The sequence below is a fragment of the Saccharopolyspora sp. NPDC045839 genome (assembly GCF_056431645.1).
Window position 1 is genome coordinate 47,257 of record NZ_JBWKKH010000001.1, and the last position, 23,440, is coordinate 70,696.

The window sequence follows — 23,440 nt, forward strand, 5'->3', positions numbered from 1 at the left end:
TTCACCCCGTACGCGGCGCAGGTGTCGGGCGTCACAGTGGATAGCGCGACCGAAACAGCCATCCACCGACGAATCGGGGTGTGTGACCATGTCCCAGCTCATCCTGCAATCCCACACCGAGTCACTGACTTCCTGCCCCCTGGACGAACTTGATCGTCGCGTCAAGCTCGCCGAGCTCTGCATGAACCACGCGCTCGAACAGCAGTGCTGGGACCTCGTGCGACGGCACCGCCGCGAAGCGCTCGTCGTCCAGGCGGAGATCAGCCGGCGCCTGAACGCCCTCGAGGACTTCCCGGGCCACATCGGAACGCGCCTCGCCGAGTGGACCGACGACACAGCCGACGCCTGGTGGGACCAGAACGACGCAGCCTGAGGCTGGGCCGACACCACGAACGAGAGTCTCGGCCGTTCCGCCCCAGCGGACATATTCCTCAACGCCAACCGCGCCGTTGTCATATTCCTACGCACTCACGCGGAACGTTCGCGCCGTGCTGCGGGCCGGTCTAGCGTGCGGGGCCACGGACGCCAACTGGTCGAGGTCAGTCGATTCACACCCTGCGAAGCTGGTATTCCACCCTATTCCCAGCGGGCTTCGAGATCGGCGCAGGAGATCGAGAGCGTGCCTCCGATGAACACGATCTCGTGACTGCACCCGTGCTTCACAGGCAGGATCTCGTCGAGAAGAACCGGCCCCAGATCGTCGACGCTCGCGCCTGGTGCAGTCAGATGCAGGTCCGACACCTGCGCGTACCTGATCACGAGACCTGAATCGTGCTTCCACGCGTTCGGGCCGAAGCGGACCTCGAAGCCCGTGTCACCGTCACCGACCCAGGACGCACCGATCAACTCGAGATCCTTGATGCACCTGGGACCTCCGAAGGCGTAGTGATCAGGATCCGACGCGAAGGTGCGGGCCCCCTTCGGCAGGTCATCGACGAGCTTCGGCAGCTCCGCGACGTAGGCGGTGGGATCGATCCAGAACCCTCCCTGCTCCGGATTCCACTCGACCTTGATGAACTCCACTCAGCACCTCCCGTGCAGCGGCAGCAGCCGCTTGTCGCCGAAGCAGATCATGGCTTCCTCGACGTGCCGTCGTTCACGGTGATCAGGCGAGCAGGCGAGCGGAGGCCAGGTGGAGGACTTCTGTCCGGGTTCGGGGGCCGTGATCTGCCGCCAGCAGGTGCTTGGCTATCGCGAGGGAGAAGGCGATCAGGCTGCGGGCTTCGACGTCGTCTTCGTCGGTGCAGAACTTTCTGAACTGTTCGCGGGCGTAGTCCATGCGGCGGTTGTCGACTCGGCGGAGGCGTTCGGCCACCGCCGGGTCGTACCGGGCCCAGTCCCGGACCGCCAGGTCGACCGGGACCAGTTCGTCGGAGAACGTGAGCATGCCCGCTCTGCGGACCTTGTCCCTCGCGTCTCCGCCCTCGGTCTCCACCTGGTCGATCACCTCGTCGATGCTGCGTTGTTCCCAGGTGTTCAGCATCGCCTCGAGGAGCGCGCCGCGGTCCTTGAAGTGCCAGTAGAAGCTGCCCCTGGTGGCGCCGAGCTCCTTCGCCAGCGGCTCGATCCGGACCGCGTCCGGTCCGCCGCTCGCGAGGGCCTTCAGGCCAGCCTCGATCCACGTGCTCGGCGGGGTGCGAGTCGGTGGCGCCATGGATCTGCTCCTGTTCGGTCTCGCGTGCTCGGTCAAGTGAAGCATCGCCCCCGCGCCGGGGTTGACGCCGCCTTCCCGGCACCACTAGCGTCATCCATACAGTACTGAATGGATGGTGGAATCCGGCGAAGGTCCACCACCGATCCGACTTCCCGTGGAGGAGCAGCCATGGTTGGGTCCACAACGCAGACTTCGGCCGCAGTGCGCGAGATCGAGGTACCACCGGCAGCGCTCGCCCTGTGCACGCTGGCCCGGATCGACTACCAGAACGCCGTCATCGCCGAGTTCGACGGCGTGGCAGACCGGACCGCCGAGCAGTGGGCTCGCGCGACCTTCGAAGACCAACCGGCGGCGATGCGGGAGGCCATGACGAACGGGTTCGGCGCGCTCGGCGTGCGGCTCGGCCCGATCCCGTCCGACGACCACGTGCTCGGCTGGCAGGTGCGGCAGCGCACCCCGGACCACGTGCTGCTCGGGGCGGGCTCCGCCATCGGCCTGCTCCCCGAGATCGTCGTTCAGCGCGCGGATGGCGCCCTGGTGTTCGCCTACTTCAACCAGCAGGAGACGGACGAGGCGCGGACGCGCTGGGCCGCCGTCGAGCACACCCACGTGCCAGCGATGATTCAGCTTCTCCAGCACGCCGTGGACCGCTTCCACGCGGGCCGTTAGTCCTGGTGCGCGTAGTAGCAGCGGTGCTGGTCAGCAACAGGCGAGTGCTGCTCGGGCCCCGCGCCCCGACACGGCGCTGGTACCCGGACTTGCGGGATTTGCCAGGAGGGCATGGGCGTCCCGCAGAGGAGCCGCTCGCCGCACTTCCACGCGAGGCCGGGAATGCCTGGCCGAACTCGCCGATCACCGACCATCCGACACCGGGTTCGAGGTGGCCGAATTGTGCTGCACGGAGACGACGAGCACGTTCACCGCGCTAAGCGCTTCCGGCGTCGGCCGGTGAGCGTCAGGCGGCCGGCAGCAGCACCGAGGAGTCCGGTTCGCGCCCGGTGCTGAAGCCGCCGGCGATCGATCTGCTTTCCAGGTCCACGATGCTGACCTGATCGGCGTCTCCGAGCTGCGAGACGTAAGCCAATGCCGCGCTCGGGTGGAACGACACCGCCGACGGGGTGCCCGGCAGCTTCAGGGACCAGAGCCGCCGCAGGTCCGGGGTGAACGCGGTGAGGCTGTTGTCCGCGATATCGGTCACCAGCACGACACCGTCGGGGCGCGCGTACACGCGCAGCGGATCGCCTGGCACGGACACCGTCGTGCGCACGGTCATCCGCTGCGCGTCCAACGCCACCAACCTCCGACTTCGCCGGGCACCGACGTACAGAGTGCGTTCGTCGTGGCTGAGGCAGAGTCCCTCGGGGCGCTCGCCCGGCGTCATCACGACGGGTCGTGCGACCGGGTCGTACGGCCGGACCAGGCTGACCGTGTGCGAGAGCAGCCCCGTCACGTAGGCGAGTTCGCCGTCCCGGCTGATCGCGAACAGGTGCGTCTTGATGCCATCGGTCGGCACCGCCCGCGTCGGCTCCCGGTCGCTGGGCGGATCGTCGAAGCCCAGCAACGTCGCCTTCGCCTCGCTCAGCGCGTACAAGCGGTCCCGCGCGTCCATGCCCACACCGTGAATCCGGTTGAACGGCCGGAGATCCACCGTTCGGATCAGCTTGCGCGCGGCCAGGTCCAGCACGAAGACCGCGGCGCCGCCTTCCCCGGTGTCGGAGGACATCCGGACGCCGTAGTGACCGACGTAGCCCCGTCGCCGCCCGGAGTCCGCCGCGAGTTCGTGCGGATACTGCGGCAGCGCGATCGAATCCTGCCGCCGCCCGGTGGACGTGTCGTAGAAGCTCACGGCATGGCCGCTCTTCTCGACCACTGCGAGCACATCGCCACCGGGCGGCGCTGTTCGAATCGCGGAAGGAGCCACCGCGGCCACCGCCGCGGCGTTTCCGATTCCCTTGATCACCGCACGCCGGGTCACCATGCGCCGATCTTCACATCCGGGCGGGACTCCGGAACGGAAGCCGCCGAAAAATCACCGGGACGCCCGATGCGCGCGGGTGCGATCGGCCGAATCCGGCTTGCGCGGACGTTGCCGAACCGGCGGCATCTCATTCGCCTCTTCTAGATCACGAACGAACATGACGGTATACCAACGACAGCGATTCGAGAGGGAATGGCGAAACCGTCCCATCGCGCGAGATCGACCTCGGCACAGCCAGGAACCGCGCGAAACACATGCCGTGCCACCATTGGCCACCGCATTTCCCGGAGTGTTGGTATACCAAAATGTGCTAGGGTGGACCGATGCATGAAGCGGAGGGAACTCAGACCATCACGGCGGACGACCACGCGCATCTTCGGCGCTGCGTCGAACTCGCGCGCGAGGCGCTGGAGGCCGGGGACGAGCCGTTCGGTTCCGTGCTCGTCGACTCCCGGGGCGCGGTCCGCTTCGAGGACCGGAACCGGGTCAAGGACGGCGACGCCACCCGGCACCCGGAGTTCGAGATCGCGCGCTGGGCAGCCGAGCACCTCTCCCCCGCCGAGCGCCGCGAGAGCACCGTCTACACCTCCGGCGAGCACTGCCCGATGTGCAGCGCCGCCCACGCATGGGTCGGCCTCGGGCGCATCGTCTACGCGACGAGCACCGAGCAGCTGACCGCATGGCACCGCGAGTGGGGCATCGGGGCGGGCGAGGTCGCCGCGCTGCCGATCAACGCGATCGCACCGAACGTCCCGGTGGCGGGGCCGGATCCGGAGCTGGCCGACGAGGTCCGGCACCTGCACGCACGCCTGCACGGCATCAACTGACAGCCGCCCCCGGGCAAAGGCGGACTAACCTGTGGGTTCGTGGCTCGGGTTCACCTGATCTCCGGCACGGCCGGTTCCACCGCCTTGGACCGGACGTGCGCGGCGTACTACTCGTCGATCGCGCAGACCGACGAGAGCCGCGATGGCACCGTCCGGCATCGGCTCCGCCCTGAGGTCGGTGACGGCACGATCGAGGTGACGTCGTTGCGGAGCGGGTTCCACATCGCCCGCTATGACGTCGCGTTCACCGGCGGGCACCAGGTCGGGTACGCGTTCCCCGGCGACCACTTCGAGCTGGAGCACTGCGTCGACGGGCGCATGTGCGTCAGCGAAACCGACGCCGGCATCGGCGAGCTGCACACCGGCTCGGTGGCGTTGAGCCCCCGGTGCGCCACCGGGGGCTCCGTCGCACACGGCGACGGCGAGCGATACCGGGCGGTGTCGATCACCGGGACCTGGAGCGGGCTGGAGTCCTACCTCGGCGGCGCCCTACCCGCCACGGGGCCCGAAGATGTCGCGCGCGAGCGGTATCTGGGCCGGTCCGCCTGCCTGCGCGCGGCGGCCGGCCCGCTCGAGGAGATCTTCGTGCACCGGCGCTCGTCGCCGGGTCGCCTGCTGTTCCTGGAATCGCGGGTCGTGGCGGCGCTGGCCGCACTGATCGACGGGCTCGCGGTCACCCCGCCGCCCGCAGACTCCCGGGACCTCGTTCTGGACGACCACGAGGTGGCCGCGTTGCGCCGCGTTCCCGAGCTGCTCTGGCAGCGACGCCACGCGCCGCCGACGCTGGCCGATCTGGCCCGCGCGTCGTCGATGTCGGTCCGGCGCCTCACGACCGGATTCCGCGCGCTGTACGGGACATCGGTGATGGCGTACCACCGGCGTCACCGCCTCGACCGGGCCGCCGCTTTGCTCGTCGAGACCGACTGGCCCGTGGCCCGGATCGGGCACGAGGTCGGCTACTCCTCGCCCACCAACTTCGGCTATGCCTTCCGGCGCGACCGGGGCATCACCCCCGCGCGGTTCAGGCAGGCGCACTCCTGACACCCACGGGGAAAGCACCGCGCTCCACATGCGCGGGCACGTCGCTCCACACCGCGGCGCAGCCCCGGCTCCAACGATGTGATGCGTAGCGGCCGCACCGGCCGTCGGGTTTCCCCGAAGCAGACATCCTCCGATGGAGACCGATGAACGCCAGCATCGAAGCCACTTCCCCGCGCGCAGGAGCGGGACGGCTCATCATCGTCCTCGGTGGACTCTCGGCGGTATCGCCGTTCGCCACCGACATGTACGCGCCGGCCTTCCCGCAGATCGTCACCTCGTTCGCGACCTCGGGAACGGCCGTCCAGCTCTCCCTGACGGCGTGCCTCGTCGGGCTCGCCGTCGGCCAGGTCGTGCTCGGCCCGGTCAGCGACGCGACCGGGCGGCGACGCCTGCTCCTGGCCGGTTCCGGCCTGTTCACCGCGTTGTCCCTGGTCTGCGCGTTCGCCCCGACCATCGCCGTGTTCGACGTCGCCCGGCTGCTGCAAGGGGTCGCGGGCAGCGCGGGGCTCGTCATCGGGCGGGCCGTCATCAGCGACCGGTTCACCGGCACCGGCGCGGCCCGCAAGCTCTCGACCCTGAGCGTGATCGCGATGACCGCGCCGGTGCTGGCACCGGTGGCCGGCGGCCTCGTCCTCGGCGTCGGCTCGTGGCGCCTGGTGTTCGTGGCGCTGGCCGCGACCGGACTGGTGCTGATGACCGCCGTCTGGGCGTGGGTTCCCGAGTCGCTGCCCGCCGAGCGGCGCCGGACCGGCGGACTGCGGCCCGCGCTCACCGCCATGGGCGGACTGCTCCGGCGGCGCGAGCTCCTCGGCCACCTCCTGGTCATGGGGTGCGGACTGGCCGCCCTGTTCGCCTACATCACCGGCTCGCCCTTCGTCTTCCAGAGCGTCTACGGCCTGTCCCCCACCGGCTACAGCCTCGTTTTCGCCACGAACGCCGTCGGCACCACAGTGGCCGGTGCGGTGTTCGGGCGGCTGGCCGGACGCGTGCGGCTCAACTCCCTGCTCGTCGTCGGGGTGGTCGTCACGGTCGCCGCCTCGATCACGCTGGTCGCACTGCTGGCGGTCGGCATCAGCACGTTCCCGGCCACCTGGGTCTGCCTGTTCGGCCTGACCTCAGGGTTCGGCGTGGTGCTGCCCGCGTCGACGACCATCGTCCTCGCGGTCGGCGGCGACGCCCCCGGAGCCGCTTCCGGCCTGCTCGGCGGCACCCAGTTCGTGCTCGCCGCCGCGGCCGCGCCCCTACCCGGCGTCCTGGGCAGCACCACCGCCATGTCGATGGCCGTCGTGGTGCTGGGCTTCGCCCTCGTCTCCGCGTTGGCACTGATCACGCTCGCCCGGCCGTGGCAGGGCCACGGCGAATCATCCACAATGGACAAAGTGTGTCCCGCCGCCGGAACGTCTATTGCTCGTTCGTGACGTTCGTATAGGATGCGACATGAACCGGCGTCGGCTCCGCCCGCTCGGGCGGGGCGTGAGGAGAACCGATGGTCGATGCGACGAACACCCGTCCCATCGAGGACGAGGTGGTCAGGAATTTCCGCACCGCCATGTCCTACGGCCAGTACCTGAACCTCGACCAGCTGCTCGGCGCTCAGCAGCCCGTCAGCGAACCCGAGCACCACGACGAGCTGCTGTTCATCATCCAGCACCAGGCGGCGGAGCTGTGGCTCAAGCTCGTGCTGCACGAGCTGCGGACGGCGTGCGAGCACCTGTCGGGCGACCGGTTGCAGCCCGCGCTCAAGGGGCTGGCCAGGGTCAAGCACATCCAGCACACCCTCACCGAGCAGTGGTCGGTGCTGGCGACCCTGACCCCGACGGAGTTCGCGCAGTTCCGCGGATTCCTCGGCAGGTCATCGGGATTCCAGTCCTACCAGTACCGCGCCGTGGAGTTCGTCCTCGGCAACAAGAACGCCGAGATGCTGGAGGTGTTCCGCCACGACGAGCGCGCCCACGCCCTGCTGTCCGGGATGCTCGGGCGCCCCAGCATCTACGACGAGTTCCTCCGGCACCTCGCCCGCTGCGGGTACCCGATCCCCGCGCCGCTGCTGGAGCGCGACGTCAGCCGCGCGCACACCTACGCGCCCGAGCTCGTGCCCGTCTTCCGGCAGATCTACGAGTCTGCCGAGGAGAACTGGGAAGCCTACGAGGCCTGCGAGGAACTCGTGGACCTGGAGGAGAACTTCCAGTTCTGGCGCTTCCGGCACCTCAAGACCGTGGAGCGCACGATCGGGTTCAAGCGGGGCACCGGCGGGTCCAGCGGGGTGCCCTTCCTCCGCGACGCCCTGGACCTGACCTTCTTCCCCGAGCTGTACGCGGTGCGCACCGAGATCACCCGGTAGCCCACGGCGCCCAGCGACGAAGAGGACTGGGTGATCGCCGATTCCGCCTGGTGGGGACAATGCGGAGCGGTCTCGATAGCCGGCCGTCCCGGTTCGCCGGTTCCCTGTGCACGGCCCGGGTACTCGACCCGTCACCCACGTCCTGACTCGACCACCAGCAGAGGAAGAACGCCATGCCCGACCGCACCGACCTCCTCGAGAAGGCGCATGCGCTGGACGAAGCCGATCCGCTGCGCGGCTTCCGGGAACGGTTCCTGACCCCCGACGGCGCGGACGTCGTCGCCTACCTCGACGGCAACTCCCTGGGGCGCCCCGCCCGCGCGCTCCCCGAGCGCATGGACCGGTTCATCCACCAGCCGTGGGGACAGCGCCTGATCCGGGGCTGGACCGACGAGTGGCTCGACTGGCCGGTCGCGGTCGGCGACCGCCTCGGCCGGGCCGCGCTCGGCGCCGAGACCGGGCAGGTCGTCGTGGCCGACTCCACCACCGTCATGCTCTACAAGCTCGCCCGCGCCGCGGTCGCCGCCCGGCCCGGCCGCCGCGAAGTCGTCCTCGACACCGACAACTTCCCCACCGACCGCTACGTCCTGGAAGGCATCGCCGCCGAACGCGACCTGGTCCTCAAGTGGATCGAGACCGACCCGGCGGCGGGCATCACCGACGAACAGGTCGCCGCGGCGGTGGGCCCGGACACCGCGCTGGTCGTGTTCAGCCACGTCGCGTACCGCTCGGGCTACCTGGCCGACGCCGCAGCGATCACCCGAACCGCGCACGGGGCGGGCGCGCTGGTGCTGTGGGACCTCTGCCATTCGGCCGGCTCGGTACCCGTTGAGCTCGACGCGTGGAACGCCGACTTCGCCGTCGGCTGCACCTACAAGTACCTCAACGGCGGGCCCGGATCTCCCGCCTTCGGCTACGTCAACAACCGCCACCACGGCTCCGCCCAGCAGCCGATCTGGGGCTGGATGGGACATCGCGAACCGTTCGAGATGGGCCCGGGTTACCGCCCCGCCGACGGCATCCGCGGGATGCTCAGCGGCACGCCCCCGATCCTGGCGATGCTCCCCCTGCTCGCCAGCCTGGACATGCTGGAAGAAGCGGGGATCGAGGCGGTGCGCACGAAGTCGTCGCTGCTGACCCGGTACGCCCTCGAACTGGCGGAGGCATGGCTGTTCGACCGGGGCGTCCAGCTCGCGTCACCGCGCGAACCCGAGCGCCGCGGCAGCCACATCACCGTGCGCCGGGCCGACTTCCGGGAGATCACCGAACAGCTCTGGGACCGCGGTGTCATCCCGGACTTCCGCGCGCCCGACGGGATCCGCATCGGACTCGCCCCGCTGAGCACCGGTTTCGTCGAGGTCCACAATGGTCTTGCGGCGCTGCGCGACCTCGTCGTCGAGCGCGGAAAACCGTAACCGCCACGAAGTTCCACCACGGGATTCTCAGACGGTGTCCGCCCGAAGGGCTCTCGGCGAGGCCGGCAGTCCCGGGCATCGCGCATCGAGGATCCGCAATTTCCATTGAAATCGAAGGTTCGATTTCAATGGAAATTGCGGACGCCGAGTCCAGGCAGCATTCGGTAGGCAGGCTCTCAGGCTCGGGCGCGCTCGCGGAGGACGAAGCGCTGGAGCTTGCCGTTGCTGGTGCGGGGCAGGGCTTCCAGGAACTCGATCGCCCTCGGGTACTTGTACGGGGCGATGCGCTGCTTGACGAAGTCCTGCAGCTCGGCGGCCTTGTCCGCGTCGCCCACCAGTCCGTCGCGCAGCACCACGTAGGCCTTGACGATCGAGCCGCGCTGCTCGTCCGGCGACGCCACCACCCCTGCTTCGACCACGTCGGGGTGCGCCAGCAACGCCTCCTCCACTTCGGGGCCCGCGATGTTGTAGCCCGCGGAGATGATCATGTCGTCGTTGCGCGCCTGGTACCAGAAGTACCCGTCGCCGTCGCGGACGTAGGTGTCGCCGGTGATGTTCCAGCCGTGCTGGACGTACTGCTGTTGCCGGGCGTCGTTGAGGTAGCGGCAGCCGGTCGGCCCGCGCACCGCGAGGCGCCCCACCGAGCCATCGGGCACGGGTTCGCCGTCGTCGTCGAGGACGGCCGCCTCGAACCCGGGCACAGCCTTGCCGGTGGCGCCCGGCCGGATGTCGTCGTCGGCGGCCGAGATGAAGATGTGCAGCAGTTCGGTTCCGCCGATGCCGTTGATGATCTGGATGCCGGTCCGGGCGTGGAACGCCTCCCACACCTCCTTGGGCAGGTGTTCCCCGGCCGACACGCAGCGCCGCAACGTCGCCAGGTCCGCGCCCCGGTCGGCCGACAGCAGTGCTTTGTAGGCCGTCGGCGCGGTGAACAGCACCGTGACGCCGTGCTCGGCGATCGCCTTGGCCAGGTCGTCCGGGCCGGCCTTCTCCAGCAGCAGCGACGACGCCCCGACGCGCATCGGGAACACGACCAGGCCGCCCAGCCCGAAGGTGAAGCCCAGCGGCGGGGTTCCGGTGAACACGTCGTCGGCGTCGGGCTTGAGCACGTGCCTGGCGAAGGTGTCCGCATTGGCCAGCACGTCGCGGTGGAAGTGCATGGTGGCCTTGGGTTTTCCGGTCGTGCCGGAGGTGGGCGCGAGCAGCGCGACGTCGTCGGCGGCCGTCGACACCGCGGTGAACTCGCCGGTCTTCGCCGCGCAGCGGCGGTCCAGGCTTCCGTCCGCGTCGACGCCGTACGTCGCGATCGTGACCCCGGGGGTCGTGTCGCGGAGCTCGGCGGCGAAGCGGTGATCGCAGAGCGCCAGGGCGGGGCGGGTGAGTTCGATCAGCTGGCCGATCTCGCCGGAGCGCAGCAGCGGCATCGTGGTCACCGCGACGCAACCGGCCTTGAGGACGCCGAACCAGCTCGCCACCAGCCAGGGGTTGTTCGGGCCGCGCAGCAGCACCCGGTTGCCCGGCTGCAGGCCGAAATCCGCTGCGAGCACCTGCGCCACCTGGTCGGCGCGCCGCTGGAGTTCCCCGTAGGTCCAGCGCTCGGTCGGCGTGACCAGGCACGGCCGGTCCAGCCCCCACCGCGCCACCGCGTCGTCCAGCAGCACTTCGGCGCAGTTGAGGCGCTCCGGGTACGCCAGCCCGGGCAGGTCGAACCGGAACTGCGGCCACTGCTCGCGCGGCGGCAGGTTGTCCCGGCAGAACGTGTCGACGTGCCCGGACACCGATAACTGCGACGAGGGCTGCATCGGCAGCGCTCCCTCCAACGACGACAGGGGCCACGCGATTCGCCCCAAGTATTCACTTGATGTGACGACAGTCAATATCTCGCGATACTCCTCGTCAAACATGTCGCATTGATGACGGCAGTCAAATTTCAGTGATACGCTCCCGGCATCCGGCACGCCCAGGGAGGACGCCCCCATGAGCCCGTTCCGCGGATCGGTCCCCATCACCACCGAGTGGGAGCACTTCGGCTTCGAGCACGCCGATGGGATCGCCACCGTCACCTTCGACCGGCCGGACAAGCTCAACGCGCTCACCTTCGAGGCGTACGCGGACCTGCGCGACCTGCTGACCGAGCTCCCGCAGCGCGGCGACACGCGAGCGCTCGTGCTGCGCGGCGAAGGGCGGGCGTTCTGCTCCGGCGGCGACGTCAACGAGATCATCGGCGAAACGCTGAAGATGGACGCCGACCGGCTGCTGGAGTTCACCAAGATGACCGGCGCGGTGATCAAGGCGATGCGGGAGTGCCCGATCCCGATCATCGTGGCGCTGCACGGCATGGCGGCCGGCGCGGGCTCCGTCATCGCCCTGGCGGCGGACTTCCGCATCGCGTCCCGCTCGGCGAAGTTCGCGTTCCTGTTCACCAAGGTCGGCCTCTCCGGCGCCGACATGGGCTCGGCCTACCTGCTTCCCCGTCTGGTCGGCCTCGGCCGCGCCACCCAGCTGCTGATGCTCGGCGACACCATCGATGCGGCGAAAGCGGAACGCTACGGCCTGGTGAGCGAACTCGTCGAGGACGACGAGCTGGACGAAGCGGTGGCCGCACTCGCCCGACGCCTGGCCACCGGCCCGTTCCAGGGCTACGCCCAGACCAAAGAACTGCTCACCCGGGAACTCGACATGAGCCTCTCCGGAGCCCTGGAACTAGAAGCGGTAACCCAAGCGCTCCTGATGAAAACGGCGGACTACGCAGAGTTCCACGCCGCCTTCAACGCCAAACGCCCCCCGGAGTGGCAGGGCCGCTGACGGCCCCGGCCACGATCTGGAGCACTAGTCGGCAGGCGCATCACCGGCGCCCGGCCACAGCAGTGCCTGGGCGACGATCACGCGCTCGCCGTTGAAGGTCACGGCGGGGCCTTCGTGCAAGCGGTAGCCGAGCGCGATCGCCTCGCTGACCCGGCGACAGAACGTCGCGTCATCGGGGCCGGTCAGGACTCGGTAGACCGGCAATCCATCCGGGGGTGCGCTCATGCGGTCATCATCTCAGCCCCGGCCTTCGCCCCGCCGCCGGCAGGCGCCGAACACAGTGCACGTGAGATCGCGATCTACGACCGGAGCGCCGGTCCTGACACATGCCGCGTGCTGGGCCGGGTAAGCGGCCAAAGCATCGGTCGTACGGGATGGGTCCGGTGGTCGATTCCGGCTGAGAGCACAGCTGCGCTACTTCTGGCGCGGAATCGAATCAAGAACCGCAGTCGAGTCGTGCAGACCTCCGCGACGAGGGTCGGCCAAGGGGTCGTTCTGGCAGGGGGGTGCGGGCACATGTGAGTCGTGACCGCCTGGACCGCAGCGGGCGATTTCGCGCGAAATCCGCAGTCCGCATGAGGGCCGGATGGCGATTTCGCGCGAAATCGCCCCGACCGGCGTTCTGCCGGGGGCACCCTTCAGCAGGGATCAGCGGTAGAGGTCTCGGGCGATGATGGTGCGTTGGACTTCTGAGGCTCCTTCGTAGATCCGGGGTGCTCGGACCTCTCGGTAGAGGTGTTCGAGCAGGTGTCCTTTGTGGAGCGCTCGGGCTCCGTGGACCTGGACCGCCGCGTCCACCACGTACTGGGCCGTCTCCGTGGCGAACAGCTTCGCCATCGCCGAGCGTCCGGCCAGGTTCTGCTCGCCCGCGTCGTAGGCCGCTGCCGCCGAGTAGACCAGCAGGCGGGCCGCCTCGGTCCGGGTGGCCATCTCCGCCAGCGGGTGCGACACCGCCTGGAGGTCCTTGAGCGTTCCGCCGAAGGCCCGGCGCGCTCCGGCGTGCTCGACCGCCGCGTCCAGGGCCGCTTGCGCCATGCCCACCGCGAAGGCGCCGACGCTGGGGCGGAACAGGTCCAGCGTGCGCATCGCCACCCGGAAGCCCCGGTTCTGCTCCCCCAGCAGCTCCGCGCGGTGGACCCGGACACCGTCGAAGGTCAGCCGGCCGATCGGATGCGGGCTGATCATGTCCAGGTGCTCGCCGGACAGCCCTGGGCGGTCGGCGGGCACCACGAAGGCGCTCACTCCCCTGGCCCCGGCGCCGGCCGTCGTGCGGGCGAACACCGCGTAGAAGTCGGCTTCCGGCGCGTTGGAGATCCAGATCTTCTCCCCGGTCAGCCGCCAGCCGTCGCCGTCCGGCTCGGCGGCCAGTTCCAGCGCGGCGGCGTCGGACCCGGCCTCGGGCTCGGTGAGCGCGAACGCCGCGACCGCATCCCCGGCCGCGACCGCCGGGATCCAGCGCCGCACCTGCTCGTCCTGGCCGGACTGCAGCACCGGGTAGCTGCCCAGCCCCTGCAGCGCCAGCGCGGTCTCAGCCTCGGTGCACACCCGTGCCAGCGACTCGCGCAGCAGGCAGAGGTCGAGCGAGGCCGCCTCCCGCGATCCCGCGCCGCCGGGGAAGAGCTTGGCCAGCAGGCCCTGCTCCCCCATAGCCTTGATCAGGTCCCGGTTGACCGAGCCGGGCGTGCCGGACTCGGCCACGGGCCGCAGCTGTTCCGCGGCGACCCGGCCCACCTGTTCGACGAACTCGCGCTGCTGCGCGGTGAGTGCGAAGGCGCTCATTGCATCCCTTCCTCAGCGGGTTTCCAGCGCGCGTGAGCGGTGCCCCGGCCACCGCTGCGGATCAGATCCAGGCGGGGTTTGGGGCCGTCGGTGCGTCCGGTCTGCGGCTTGCGCCTACCGGCCCGGAACTGCTTCGGCCACGCCGCGCCGGGGCCGTCGTAGTCCTGCTCGATCGCCGCATGCAGGGTCCATTGTGGATCGTAGAGGTGAGTCCGGCCGACCGCGCACAGATCGGCCCGGCCCGCCAGGAGCAGCGAGTTGACATCGTCGTAGGAGGAAATCGCGCCGACCGCGATCACCGCGATGTCGTGCTCGCGCGCGACCTCGTTGCGGATCCGGTCGGCGAACGGCGTCTGGTAGCTCCGGCCGAACGCCGGGCGCTCGGCCTTGACCACCTGGCCGGTGGAGACGTCGATGCCCGCCGCGCCGTGCTCGGCGAACGCGCGCGCGATCCGCACCGCCTCGTCGGCGTCCACTCCGCCCTCGTGCCAGTCGGTGGCCGAGATCCGCACCGTCATCGGCCGGTCGGCCGGCCACACCGCGCGGACCGCGTCGAAGACCTCCAGCGGGAACCGCAGCCTGCCCGCCAGGGATCCGCCGTACTCGTCGGTGCGCTGGTTGGCCAGCGGGGAGATGAAGGACGACAGCAGGTAGCCGTGGGCGCAGTGCAGTTCGAGCACGTCGAAGCCGGCCCGCGCCGCGGCTTGCGCAGCGGCGACGAACTGCTGCTTGATCTCGGCGAGATCGGGCGCGGTGAGCTCGCGCGGCGTCTGGTTCGCCGCCGAGTACGGCAGCGGCGAGGGGCCGACGACCTCCCAGTTCCCCTCGGCCAGCGGGTCGTCGATGCCGTCCCACATCAGCTTCGTCGAACCCTTGCGGCCCGAATGCCCCAGCTGGACGCCGATCTTCGCGGCGGTGTTCCCGTGCACGAAATCCACCACCCGCCGCCAGGCCGCCTCCTGCTCCGGGGTGCACAGGCAGGCGCAGCCCGGCGTGATCCGCCCCTGCTCGGACACGCACACCATCTCGGTCATCACCAGCCCGGCCCCGCCGAGGGCCTTGCTGCCGAGGTGCACGAGGTGGAAGTCGTCCGGCACCCCGTCGACCGCGCTGTACATGTCCATCGGCGAGACGACCACGCGGTTGGGCAGCTCCAGCGGGCCGAGCCGCACCGGCTGGAACATCGGCGGCCGGACCTCGCCCGCGCCGGCGAACCAGGCGTCGATCCCGGCGACGAACTCCGGGTCGCGCAGCCGCAGGTTGTCGTAGGTGACGCGGCGGCTGCGGGTGAGCAGGTTGAAGGCGAACTGCTCGGGGTCCTGGTGCACGTACTGGCCGATGTTCTCGAACCACTCCAGGCTGGCCTGCGCCGCACGCTGCGTGGAGGTCACCACCGCACGCCGCTCCGCCTCGTACGCCTCCAGCCCCGCGTCGATCGAGGGCTGCTCGTGCAGGCAGGCCACCAGCGCCAGCGCATCCTCCATGGCCAGCTTCGTGCCGGAGCCGATGGAGAAGTGCGCGGTGTGCGCAGCATCGCCGAGCAGCACGACGTTGCCGCGCCGCCACGAGTCGCAGCGCACGGTCCGGAAGTTCAGCCACTTCGAGTTGTTGGCGAAGACCTCGTGACCGGCCAGGGTGTCGGCGAACAGCTCCCGGATCAGCTCGATGGACTTCTCGTCGCTGTCGCCGGGCCTGGTCGACGCCGAGGCGGCGAAGTCGGCGAATCCGGCGCGCTGCCAGACGTCCTCGTGCATCTCGACGATGAAGGTGCTGGCGTCGCGGCTGTAGGGGTAGCCGTGCAGCTGCATGATGCCGTGGGGCGTGTCCTGGACGACGAACTTGAACGCGTCGAAGACCAGGTCGGTGCCCAGCCAGATGTACTTGCAGCGCCCGGTTTCCACGCTGGGCCGGAAGGTCTCCGGGTACCGGGCGCGCACCGCCGAGTTCGCGCCGTCGGCCGCGACCACCAGGTCGTAGTCGGCGGACAGCCGCTCGGCGTCCGGCGCCTCGGCCTGGAAGTGCAGCGCCACGCCCAGTTCGCGGCACCGCTCCTGCAGGATGCGCAGCAGCCGCTTGCGGCTCATCGCGGCGAAGCCGTGGCCGCCGGAGGTGGACGAGGCGCCCCGGTGGTGCACGTCGATGTCGTCCCATCTGGCGAATTCCCGTTGCATGGCCTGGAAGATCCCGGTGTCGGCGTGCTCGATGCCGCCGAGGGTCTCGTCGGAGAACACCACGCCGAATCCGAAGGTGTCGTCCGGCGCGTTGCGCTCCCACACGTCGATCTCGTGCTCCGGGCCGAGCTGCCGCAGCAGCGCGGAGAAGTACAGACCGCCTGGACCGCCACCGATGACCGCGATGCGCACCGCGGGCTCCTTCCGTCGGTTCCGCTCCCGGCAGCGTATGCCGCATTGCGCACGACCGTCAATTTTACGTAATATCGCCTCCGTGACGACGAGAAACTGCCTGGTCACCGGAGCCGGTAGAGGCATCGGCCGCGCCATCGCCCAGCGACTTTCCGAGTCCGGCAACCGCGTCGCGCTCACTGCGCGAAGCGCCGGGGAGCTCGCCGAGGCCGCCGCGCGGCTGCCCGGGCCGGCGCTCGACCTGCCCGCCGACCTCGCCGACGCGCAGGCCCCGGATCGCGTTTTCGACGCGGTCGAACGCGAATGGGGACCGGTCGAGGTCCTGGTGCTCAACGCGGGCACCGCGACCTCGGCACCGCTGACCGCGACGACCGACGACGACTGGGAACGCGCACTGCAGATCAACCTGACCGCACCGTTCCGCTTCCTGCGCCGGGCGGTTCCGACGATGGTCGAACGCGGCTTCGGCCGGATCGTGGTGATCGCGTCGATGGCCGCCAAGCGCGGCGACCCCTACGTCAGCGCCTACACCGCCAGCAAGCACGGCGTGCTCGGGCTGGTGCGCTCGGCCGCCGCGGAGCTGGCCAGGACGGGTGTCACGGTCAACGCCGTGTGCCCGGGCTTCGTCGACACGCCGATGACCGACCGCACCATCGACAACATCACCGCCAAGACCGGGCGGAGCGCGCAACAAGCCCGCAGCGCGCTGGAGGGCCGGCAGCCCATCGGCCGGCTGATCAGCCCGGACGAGGTCGCCGACGTCGTGGAGCTGTGCGTGCGCAACGCCGCGATCAACGGGCAAGGGATCACTGTGGACGGAGGAGCGGTGCAATCATGACCATCGAACGGATCAACCCCGCGGAACTGGCCCGCCCGGCGGGTTTCTCGCACGCCGTGGTGGCCTCGGACTGCCGCCTGGTGTTCCTGGCCGGGCAGACCGCGCTCGACGCCGGCGGCAAGATCGTCGGGGACGGCATCGTCGCGCAGTTCCGGCAGGCGCTGGGCAACCTGCTCACCGCGCTGCGCGCCGCCGGGGGCCGTCCCGAGCAGGTGACCGAGCTGACCGTCTACATCGTGGACGTGGACGACTACCGCGCGCACGCCCGGGAAATCGGCGCGGTGTGGCGCGAACTCGCCGGACGGGACTACCCGGCGATGGCCGGGATCGGCGTGCAGCGCCTCTGGGACGCCGAGGCGCTGGTCGAGATCAAGGGCACCGCCGCGATCCCCGCCGGATGAAGCCGGTTCACTCACCCCGGTCGGTCAAGCTCCCAATTTTGCCTAAAACCGAGAACCCACCCGACCCCCGCGGCTCCCAATTTTGCCTAAAACCGGGAACCCACCCGACCCCCGCGGCTCGCGATTTTGCCTAAAATCGGGAACCCGCCCGACCCTCGTGGCTCGCGATTTTGCCTAAAATCGAGAACCCACCCGACCCCTGCGGCTCGCGATTTTGCCTAAAATCGGGAACCCGCCCAGCGGTCGTGGCTCGCGCGAAGCCGGCGCCCAGGCTCCTTCGGGTGGGCGTTCCCGGAGCTTTCCGGAACGACTCCGGTCAGCGCACCGTGACTGCCTCGACGTGGTCGTGGGCCTGCCGCTCCAGCAGGGACTTCAGCTCGAAGAACACCTCGGCGGCCACCGTCCCGGTCCAGTCCTTCGGCAGCAGCTCGGCGGGCAGCCCGGGGTCCAGGTAGGGCAACCGGCGCCAATCGGTGAGCACCCGCACGTAGTCGGCGAAGGCCTCCGGCCCGCGCGGCGACCGGCGGCGCCGCCACCGCCGCAGCACCGGCTGGTGCACCCCGATGAACTCGCCGTAGAGCTCCTGCAGCTGCTCCAGGTCCCACCACTGCGCCACCTTTGCCCGCAGATCACCGAAGGCGAGGTGCTCCGCGTGGAACAGATCGGCGTAGCCGGCCAGCTCGTAGCGCTGCAGGACGCTGCTCGCCGCGTCCCGCAGGTCGGCCGGGGCGATCCACACCCCCGGCGCGGCGGTGCCGAAGCCCAACCGCGTCAGCTGGGTGCGCAGCACGTGCCGCTTCTGCCGCTCGGATTCCGGGACCGAGAACACCGCCAGCACCCACCCGTCGGCGAGGGTGGCGCGCTCCCGGCGGAAGATCCGCTCGTCTCCTTCGCGCAGGATCTCCAGCGCGGCACCGGACAGCTCGTATCCCGCTGCCCCGCCGCGCCGCTCGGCCAGCAGGATGCCGCGCCGCTTCAGCCGCGAGATCGACGAGCGCACCGCGGGCTCGTCGACGCCGAGATCGGCGAGCAGCCGCACCAACGACGCCACCGACAGCCAGCCACCGGCCTCGCGCGCGTACAGGCCGTAGAGGGTGACGATCAGTTGCCTGGGCTGCATGCCGCGGCCGGTCAGCTCGCCCACCACGGCATCGCCCACCGATGCGCCATCCGTCACGATGTCCGTCGTCACGCGAACACGATAACAGCGGTCGCGCGGGCCGACTCGATCCACAGTGCTGCGCCCGAATTCCCTGCCGCACCGGGTGATTCCCGGCGCATTGGCAGCGCCCCGGACGCGAAGTAGGATCCCGCACGTCGTCCAGTTCCCGGAATCCGGAGGCGAAGAACGTGGCCGTCCTCGACGAACTGCTGCGGGCGCTGACGTCCGGCCGGATCAGCGTCATCGACCTGACCGCGCCCCTGACGTCCGACGTGCCCGTCCTGCGGCTACCGGAGCCGTTCGCCAACACCATCGGCTTCAGCCTGGAGGAGATCAGCCGGTTCGACGACCGCGGCCCCGCCTGGTACTGGAACAACATCCACACCGGGGAGCACACCGGCACCCACTTCGACGCGCCGGTGCACTGGATCACCGGCCGCGACGGCCTCGACGTGGCCTCGGTCCCGCCCCGGCAGATGATCGGCCCGGCCGCGGTGCTGGACTGCTCCGCGCAGGTCGCCGAGGATCCGGACTTCCTGCTGGAGACCGAGCACATCCGCGAGTGGGAATCCGCGCACGGCCCCCTGCCCGAGGGCGGCTGGCTGCTGATGCGGACCGGCTGGGACGCGCGCAGCGGCGATCAGGCCGAGTTCCTCAACGCCGACGACAGCGGCTCGCACACCCCGGGGATCTCGCCGGACTGCGCCCGCTGGCTGGCCGAGGAGAGCGCCCTGATCGGCATCGGCGTGGAGACCGTGGGCACCGACGCCGGGATGGCGCCCACCTTCGAACCGGCCTTCCCCTGCCACTCGCTGCTGCTCGGCGCCGGCAAGTACGGCCTCACCCAACTGCAGAACCTCGCGCTGCTGCCACCCACCGGAGCGGTGCTGGTCGCCGCGCCGCTGCCGATCGTCAACGGCTCCGGCAGCCCGACGCGGGTCCTGGCGCTGATCGAACAGGACTGACCCACGGGCAGGGGAAGGGGCGAGATGAACGTCGCCGAGGTCGTTGGCCGCACGGTGGCCGCACTGGGCGCCGACCACGTCTTCGGCGTCGTCGGCAGCGGCAACTTCCACGTCACCAACGCACTGGTCGCCGCGGGTGCGGGGTTCGTGGCCGCCCGTCACGAGGGCGGCGCGGCGACGATGGCCGACGCGTATGCGCGCACCAGTGGCCGCCTCGGGGTGCTCTCGGTGCACCAGGGCTGCGGGCTGACCAATGCGCTCACCGGCATCACCGAAGCGGCCAAGAGCCGGACCCCGCTGCTCGTGCTCGCCGCGGAGACGGCCTCCGCCGCCATCCGCTCGAACTTCCGGATCGACCAGGATGCGCTGGCCACCGCTGTCGGCGCCCGCGCGGAGCGGGTGCACAGCGCGGCCACCGCCGTCGATGACGTGGTGCGGGCGGTCCGGCTGGCGACCGAGGGCAGGCGGACCGTGGTGCTGAACCTGCCGCTGGACGTCCAGGCGGCGGAGTTCGACGGCGAACCGCACGTCCCGCAGCTCCCGGCGCTGAACCCGGTCGCGCCGTCCGCCGCGGCGGTGCGGGACCTGGCCGACCGGCTGGTCACCGCGCAACGCCCGGTCTTCATCGCCGGTCGCGGTGCCCGGCACGCCGGCGCCGAGCTGCGGGCGCTGGCCGAGGCCTGCGGGGCACTGCTGGCCACGTCGGCGGTGGCGCGGGGCCTGTTCCGCGACGACCCGTGGTCGCTGGACGTCTCCGGCGGGTTCGCCACGCCGCTGGCCGCCGAGCTGATCTCCCGCGCGGACCTCGTCGTCGGTTGGGGCACCGCCCTGAACATGTGGACCACGCGGCACGGCAACCTGATCGGCGCCGGGTCCGCGCTGGTGCAGGTCGACGTCGAGAGCGAGGCGATCGGCGCGCACCGCCCGGTCGAACTCGGGGTGCTCGGCGACGTCGCCGCGACCGCCGAGGCGGCCCGGGCCGAACTCACCGACCGTGGCGTCCGGCCCGCCGGTTACCGCGATCCGGAGGTGCGGGAGCGGATCGCGAGCGCTGGGTCCTGGCGCGACGTGGCATTCGACGACGAGTCCACACCGGACGCCATCGATCCGCGCGCGCTGACCATCGCCCTGGACGCGCTGCTGCCCGAAGAGCGGGTGCTGGCGGTGGATTCCGGCAACTTCATGGGCTACCCGAGCATGTTCCTGCGGGTGCCCGACGAGCAGGGCTTCTGCTTCACCCAGGCCTTCCAGTCCATCGGGCTCGGCCTGGCCACCGCCATCGGCGCGGCGCTGGCCCGCCCGGACCGGCTGCCGGTCGCCGCGCTCGGCGACGGCGGCGCGCTGATGGGCATCGCCGAACTGGAAACGGCGGCCCGGCTCGGCCTGCCGATGGTGATCGTGGTCTACAACGACCACGCCTACGGCGCGGAGGTCCACCACTTCGGCCCGGACGGCCACCGGTTGGACACCGTCGAGTTCCCGGACACCGACCTCGCGTCCGCCGCGCGCGGCTTCGGCTGCACCGGGCTCACGGTGCGCACCGAGGCCGACCTCGCGCCGGTGCGCGACTGGCTGAACGGACCGCGTGCCACGCCGCTGGTGATCGACGCCAAGATCGCCCCGGGCGAAGGCGCCTGGTGGCTCGTCGAAGCATTCCGCGGCCACTGACCCTCGCGGATTCTCGTCGTACAAGCGGCAAACCTGCAGAAGCTGTTTGAGATGTGATGGCGCGGAGTCGTGGTCGGCCGGCTCGTGCCTTCCGAGCGGTGAAGCCACTTGTCCGCCTCGCGGCGGTCAAGGCGAACGGACCGTTCGCCCCACCTATCGAAGCGAACGGGCCGTTCACTCCACACCAGCAGTGCCCACCGACGCTGAGTGGATGAAGTGAACGGACCGTTCGCCCCACCTATCGATGCGAACAGGCCGTTCACTCCACACCAGCAGTGCCCACCGACGCTGAGTGGATGAAGTGAACGGACCGTTCGCCTCACCTATCGATGCGAACAGGCCGTTCACTCCACACCAGACTGCCGCTCGGCAGCCGACATGAACCGCGCTCTTGACTTCGCGCGTACGCGGATTCATTCTCGCTGAAATACTTCACCCACACCGAAGGCGCGAAGCCATGATCGGCCCTCACCTCCGGGAGTTGCGCCAGAAACGCAACCTCACCCTCAAGCAGCTGGCCGAACTCACCGGCTTGTCCACCGGACTGCTCAGCCAGGTCGAGCGCAGCATCCACGACCCCAGCCTGGAAACCCTGCGACGACTGGCGAAAACGCTGGAAGTCCCGCTGTTCAGCCTCTTCGCCGAGGACGACGTGCAGCAGGTGGCCGTGGTCCGCCGCGAGCGGCGGATGAAGGTCGGCTCGCCGCACGGCGGGATCGCCTACACGCGCCTGTCCCCCGGATCGGGCCGCCTGGAGCTGCTCGAAGGCCGCCTGGAACCCGGCGCCGCATCGTCGGAGGAGCCGTGGAGCCACCCCTCCGAGGAATGCGTGCTCGCCCAGGCCGGAGAGCTGCTGGTCGAGGTGGGCGACTCCCGGATCCGGCTGGAACCGGGCGACAGCTGCTACTTCGACTCGCGAGTCCCGCACCGCTTCGTCAACCCGGGTACCGACACCGCCACCTTCCTGGTGTCGGTAACGCCGCCGAGCTACTGACCCGGCCGAATCCGCCCACCCGCAGAGGAATCGCACACCGTGAACGCCACCCCGGCACCGCCCGCCGAGACCATCACCGACCCGGACCTGTTCCGCGCCTCGTTCCCGTCGCTGGCCGAGAACGTGCACCTGGCCAGTTGCAGCCAGGGCGCCGCCTCCTACCAGCTCGGCGATGCGCTCGCCGAGTTCCAGCGCTCCATGCACGTGCACGGAGCGCCGTGGGAGATCTGGATGGACCAGGTCGAACGGGCGCGCCGAGGCTTCGCGAAGCTGATCGGGGCCGAGCCCGACGAAGTCGCGGTCCTGGCCAACGCCACCGAAGGCGCGTTCCAGGCGGCGTCGACCAGGTCCTACGCCGAACGGCCGCGCATCGTCACCACCGACATGGAGTTCCCCTCCATCGCGCACGTGTGGCTCGCGCAGCGCGCCCGGGGAGCCGAGGTCGTCCACGTCGGGGCCGAGGACGGGCAGGTCCGCACCGCGGACTGCCTGGACGCGATCGACGAGCGGACCCAGCTGGTGTCGGTGCCGCTGGTGTCCTACCGCAACGGCCTCCTGCTGCCGGTCCGCGAGGTGATCTCCCGCGCGAAGGAGCAGGGCGCGACGACGTTCGTCGACGCCTACCAGGCCGCGGGTGTGCACCGCATCGACGTCGAGGAGCTCGGCTGCGACTTCCTCGTCGCCGGCGCGCTCAAGTACGTGCTGGGCATCCCCGGCATCGCGTTCCTGTACGCGCGCCGCGGCGTGCAGGATGCGGTGGCACCGCAGCTGACCGGGTGGTTCGGCCGCGAGAACCCGTTCGCGTTCGATCCGCGCTCGGTGGACCACCCGGCGCGGGCGAGCCGCTACGAAACCGGCACGCCCGGCATTCCGGCCGCCTACGGCGCGAACGCCGGTCTGGACCTGGTCAACCGCCTGGACGCGGCAGCGGTGCGGGAACACGTCCGGGGGCTGACCCAGCGCCTGCAGGAAGAGCTGCTGGCGGCGGGCGAACGGCTCTGGTCGCCGACCGATCCGGCGTCGCGCGGACCGCAGGTCGCGCTCCTCGACGACGCACCGGGCGAACTCGCCGCATGGCTCGCCGAACGCCGGATCGCGACCAGCCCGCGCGGCACCGTGCTGCGGATGTCCTTCCACTTCTACAACAACGAGTCCGATGTGGACACCGTCGCCGCGGCCATCGCCGACTACCGCAGATCCGGGAGATGA

Annotated in this window: 22 protein-coding genes; 14 read left to right on the forward strand and 8 right to left on the reverse strand. The window is 70.3% G+C overall.

The window, feature by feature from the left end:
- Nucleotides 1-88 precede the first annotated feature (88 nt).
- Nucleotides 89-373, forward strand: a complete 285-nt coding sequence (locus tag AC07EQ_RS00220; RefSeq protein ID WP_478385669.1) for a hypothetical protein — start codon at nucleotides 89-91, stop codon at nucleotides 371-373.
- Between the two features lie 203 nt (nucleotides 374-576).
- Here the strand turns inward: AC07EQ_RS00220 and AC07EQ_RS00225 are convergent, their stop codons facing one another.
- The gene (locus tag AC07EQ_RS00225) at nucleotides 577-1,023 is read right to left on the reverse strand and encodes a hypothetical protein (RefSeq protein WP_478385670.1); all 447 of its coding nucleotides are present in this window, start codon (nucleotides 1,021-1,023) and stop codon (nucleotides 577-579) included.
- An 82-nt stretch (nucleotides 1,024-1,105) separates the two neighbouring features.
- On the reverse strand, nucleotides 1,106-1,654 hold the full coding sequence (locus AC07EQ_RS00230; RefSeq protein WP_478385671.1) for a TetR/AcrR family transcriptional regulator: 549 nt from the start codon (nucleotides 1,652-1,654) through the stop codon (nucleotides 1,106-1,108).
- Nucleotides 1,655-1,822: 168 nt separating this feature from the next.
- Between AC07EQ_RS00230 and AC07EQ_RS00235 the strand changes: the two genes are divergently transcribed.
- Nucleotides 1,823-2,323, forward strand: a complete 501-nt coding sequence (locus AC07EQ_RS00235; RefSeq protein ID WP_478385672.1) for a hypothetical protein — start codon at nucleotides 1,823-1,825, stop codon at nucleotides 2,321-2,323.
- A 286-nt stretch (nucleotides 2,324-2,609) separates the two neighbouring features.
- On the opposite strand, the gene AC07EQ_RS00240 is transcribed toward AC07EQ_RS00235, so the two are convergent.
- The gene (locus tag AC07EQ_RS00240; protein WP_478385673.1) at nucleotides 2,610-3,632 is read right to left on the reverse strand and encodes a YncE family protein; all 1,023 of its coding nucleotides are present in this window, start codon (nucleotides 3,630-3,632) and stop codon (nucleotides 2,610-2,612) included.
- Between the two features lie 323 nt (nucleotides 3,633-3,955).
- Between AC07EQ_RS00240 and AC07EQ_RS00245 the strand changes: the two genes are divergently transcribed.
- The 5 genes from AC07EQ_RS00245 (at nucleotide 3,956) to kynU (ending at nucleotide 9,256) form a co-directional block, all read left to right on the forward strand.
- Complete coding sequence (locus AC07EQ_RS00245) at nucleotides 3,956-4,459, forward strand: nucleoside deaminase (RefSeq protein ID WP_478385674.1); 504 nt, start codon at nucleotides 3,956-3,958, stop codon at nucleotides 4,457-4,459.
- A 39-nt stretch (nucleotides 4,460-4,498) separates the two neighbouring features.
- The gene (locus AC07EQ_RS00250) at nucleotides 4,499-5,500 is read left to right on the forward strand and encodes a helix-turn-helix transcriptional regulator (protein WP_478385675.1); all 1,002 of its coding nucleotides are present in this window, start codon (nucleotides 4,499-4,501) and stop codon (nucleotides 5,498-5,500) included.
- 143 nt (nucleotides 5,501-5,643) lie between these two features.
- A complete protein-coding gene (locus AC07EQ_RS00255; RefSeq protein WP_478385676.1) occupies nucleotides 5,644-6,918 on the forward strand; it encodes a multidrug effflux MFS transporter in 1,275 nt (424 codons plus the stop codon).
- Between the two features lie 68 nt (nucleotides 6,919-6,986).
- The gene (gene kynA, locus AC07EQ_RS00260) at nucleotides 6,987-7,841 is read left to right on the forward strand and encodes a tryptophan 2,3-dioxygenase (RefSeq protein WP_478385677.1); all 855 of its coding nucleotides are present in this window, start codon (nucleotides 6,987-6,989) and stop codon (nucleotides 7,839-7,841) included.
- Nucleotides 7,842-8,014: 173 nt separating this feature from the next.
- On the forward strand, nucleotides 8,015-9,256 hold the full coding sequence (kynU, locus tag AC07EQ_RS00265; protein ID WP_478385678.1) for a kynureninase: 1,242 nt from the start codon (nucleotides 8,015-8,017) through the stop codon (nucleotides 9,254-9,256).
- Nucleotides 9,257-9,432: 176 nt separating this feature from the next.
- Here the strand turns inward: kynU and AC07EQ_RS00270 are convergent, their stop codons facing one another.
- A complete protein-coding gene (locus AC07EQ_RS00270) occupies nucleotides 9,433-11,058 on the reverse strand; it encodes an AMP-binding protein (protein WP_478385679.1) in 1,626 nt (541 codons plus the stop codon).
- A gap of 175 nt (nucleotides 11,059-11,233) precedes the next feature.
- On the opposite strand from AC07EQ_RS00270, the gene AC07EQ_RS00275 reads away from it, so the two are divergent.
- On the forward strand, nucleotides 11,234-12,061 hold the full coding sequence (locus AC07EQ_RS00275) for an enoyl-CoA hydratase family protein (protein WP_478385680.1): 828 nt from the start codon (nucleotides 11,234-11,236) through the stop codon (nucleotides 12,059-12,061).
- A gap of 24 nt (nucleotides 12,062-12,085) precedes the next feature.
- Here the strand turns inward: AC07EQ_RS00275 and AC07EQ_RS00280 are convergent, their stop codons facing one another.
- From AC07EQ_RS00280 to AC07EQ_RS00290, 3 genes are all read right to left on the reverse strand, one after another.
- Nucleotides 12,086-12,286, reverse strand: a complete 201-nt coding sequence (locus tag AC07EQ_RS00280) for a DUF1737 domain-containing protein (RefSeq protein WP_358574794.1) — start codon at nucleotides 12,284-12,286, stop codon at nucleotides 12,086-12,088.
- A 423-nt stretch (nucleotides 12,287-12,709) separates the two neighbouring features.
- Nucleotides 12,710-13,840 (reverse strand): acyl-CoA dehydrogenase family protein, encoded by a 1,131-nt coding sequence (locus tag AC07EQ_RS00285; protein WP_478385681.1) that lies wholly within the window; start codon nucleotides 13,838-13,840, stop codon nucleotides 12,710-12,712.
- Nucleotides 13,837-16,203, reverse strand: coding sequence for a bifunctional salicylyl-CoA 5-hydroxylase/oxidoreductase (locus tag AC07EQ_RS00290; protein ID WP_478385682.1), 2,367 nt, complete (start codon nucleotides 16,201-16,203; stop codon nucleotides 13,837-13,839). The genes AC07EQ_RS00285 and AC07EQ_RS00290 overlap by 4 nt, the downstream gene beginning before the upstream one ends.
- An 82-nt stretch (nucleotides 16,204-16,285) precedes the next feature.
- On the opposite strand from AC07EQ_RS00290, the gene AC07EQ_RS00295 reads away from it, so the two are divergent.
- Nucleotides 16,286-17,041: an SDR family NAD(P)-dependent oxidoreductase gene (locus AC07EQ_RS00295; protein WP_478385683.1), complete on the forward strand. Its 756-nt coding sequence runs from the start codon at nucleotides 16,286-16,288 to the stop codon at nucleotides 17,039-17,041.
- Nucleotides 17,038-17,442 carry a RidA family protein gene (locus tag AC07EQ_RS00300; RefSeq protein ID WP_478385684.1) on the forward strand — a complete coding sequence of 135 codons (405 nt, stop codon included), beginning with the start codon at nucleotides 17,038-17,040 and terminating at the stop codon, nucleotides 17,440-17,442. Before AC07EQ_RS00295 ends, AC07EQ_RS00300 begins: the two co-directional genes overlap by 4 nt.
- A gap of 316 nt (nucleotides 17,443-17,758) precedes the next feature.
- Here the strand turns inward: AC07EQ_RS00300 and AC07EQ_RS00305 are convergent, their stop codons facing one another.
- Nucleotides 17,759-18,634, reverse strand: a complete 876-nt coding sequence (locus tag AC07EQ_RS00305) for a PaaX family transcriptional regulator (RefSeq protein ID WP_478385685.1) — start codon at nucleotides 18,632-18,634, stop codon at nucleotides 17,759-17,761.
- Between the two features lie 158 nt (nucleotides 18,635-18,792).
- On the opposite strand from AC07EQ_RS00305, the gene AC07EQ_RS00310 reads away from it, so the two are divergent.
- The 4 genes from AC07EQ_RS00310 to AC07EQ_RS00325 all read left to right on the forward strand — a co-directional run bounded on the left by AC07EQ_RS00310 (nucleotide 18,793) and on the right by AC07EQ_RS00325 (nucleotide 23,440).
- Nucleotides 18,793-19,569, forward strand: a complete 777-nt coding sequence (locus AC07EQ_RS00310; protein WP_478385686.1) for a cyclase family protein — start codon at nucleotides 18,793-18,795, stop codon at nucleotides 19,567-19,569.
- A gap of 24 nt (nucleotides 19,570-19,593) precedes the next feature.
- Nucleotides 19,594-21,237 carry a thiamine pyrophosphate-binding protein gene (locus AC07EQ_RS00315; RefSeq protein ID WP_478385687.1) on the forward strand — a complete coding sequence of 548 codons (1,644 nt, stop codon included), beginning with the start codon at nucleotides 19,594-19,596 and terminating at the stop codon, nucleotides 21,235-21,237.
- A gap of 457 nt (nucleotides 21,238-21,694) precedes the next feature.
- Complete coding sequence (locus AC07EQ_RS00320) at nucleotides 21,695-22,231, forward strand: helix-turn-helix domain-containing protein (protein WP_397526681.1); 537 nt, start codon at nucleotides 21,695-21,697, stop codon at nucleotides 22,229-22,231.
- A 39-nt stretch (nucleotides 22,232-22,270) separates the two neighbouring features.
- Nucleotides 22,271-23,440: an aminotransferase class V-fold PLP-dependent enzyme gene (locus tag AC07EQ_RS00325; protein WP_478385688.1), complete on the forward strand. Its 1,170-nt coding sequence runs from the start codon at nucleotides 22,271-22,273 to the stop codon at nucleotides 23,438-23,440.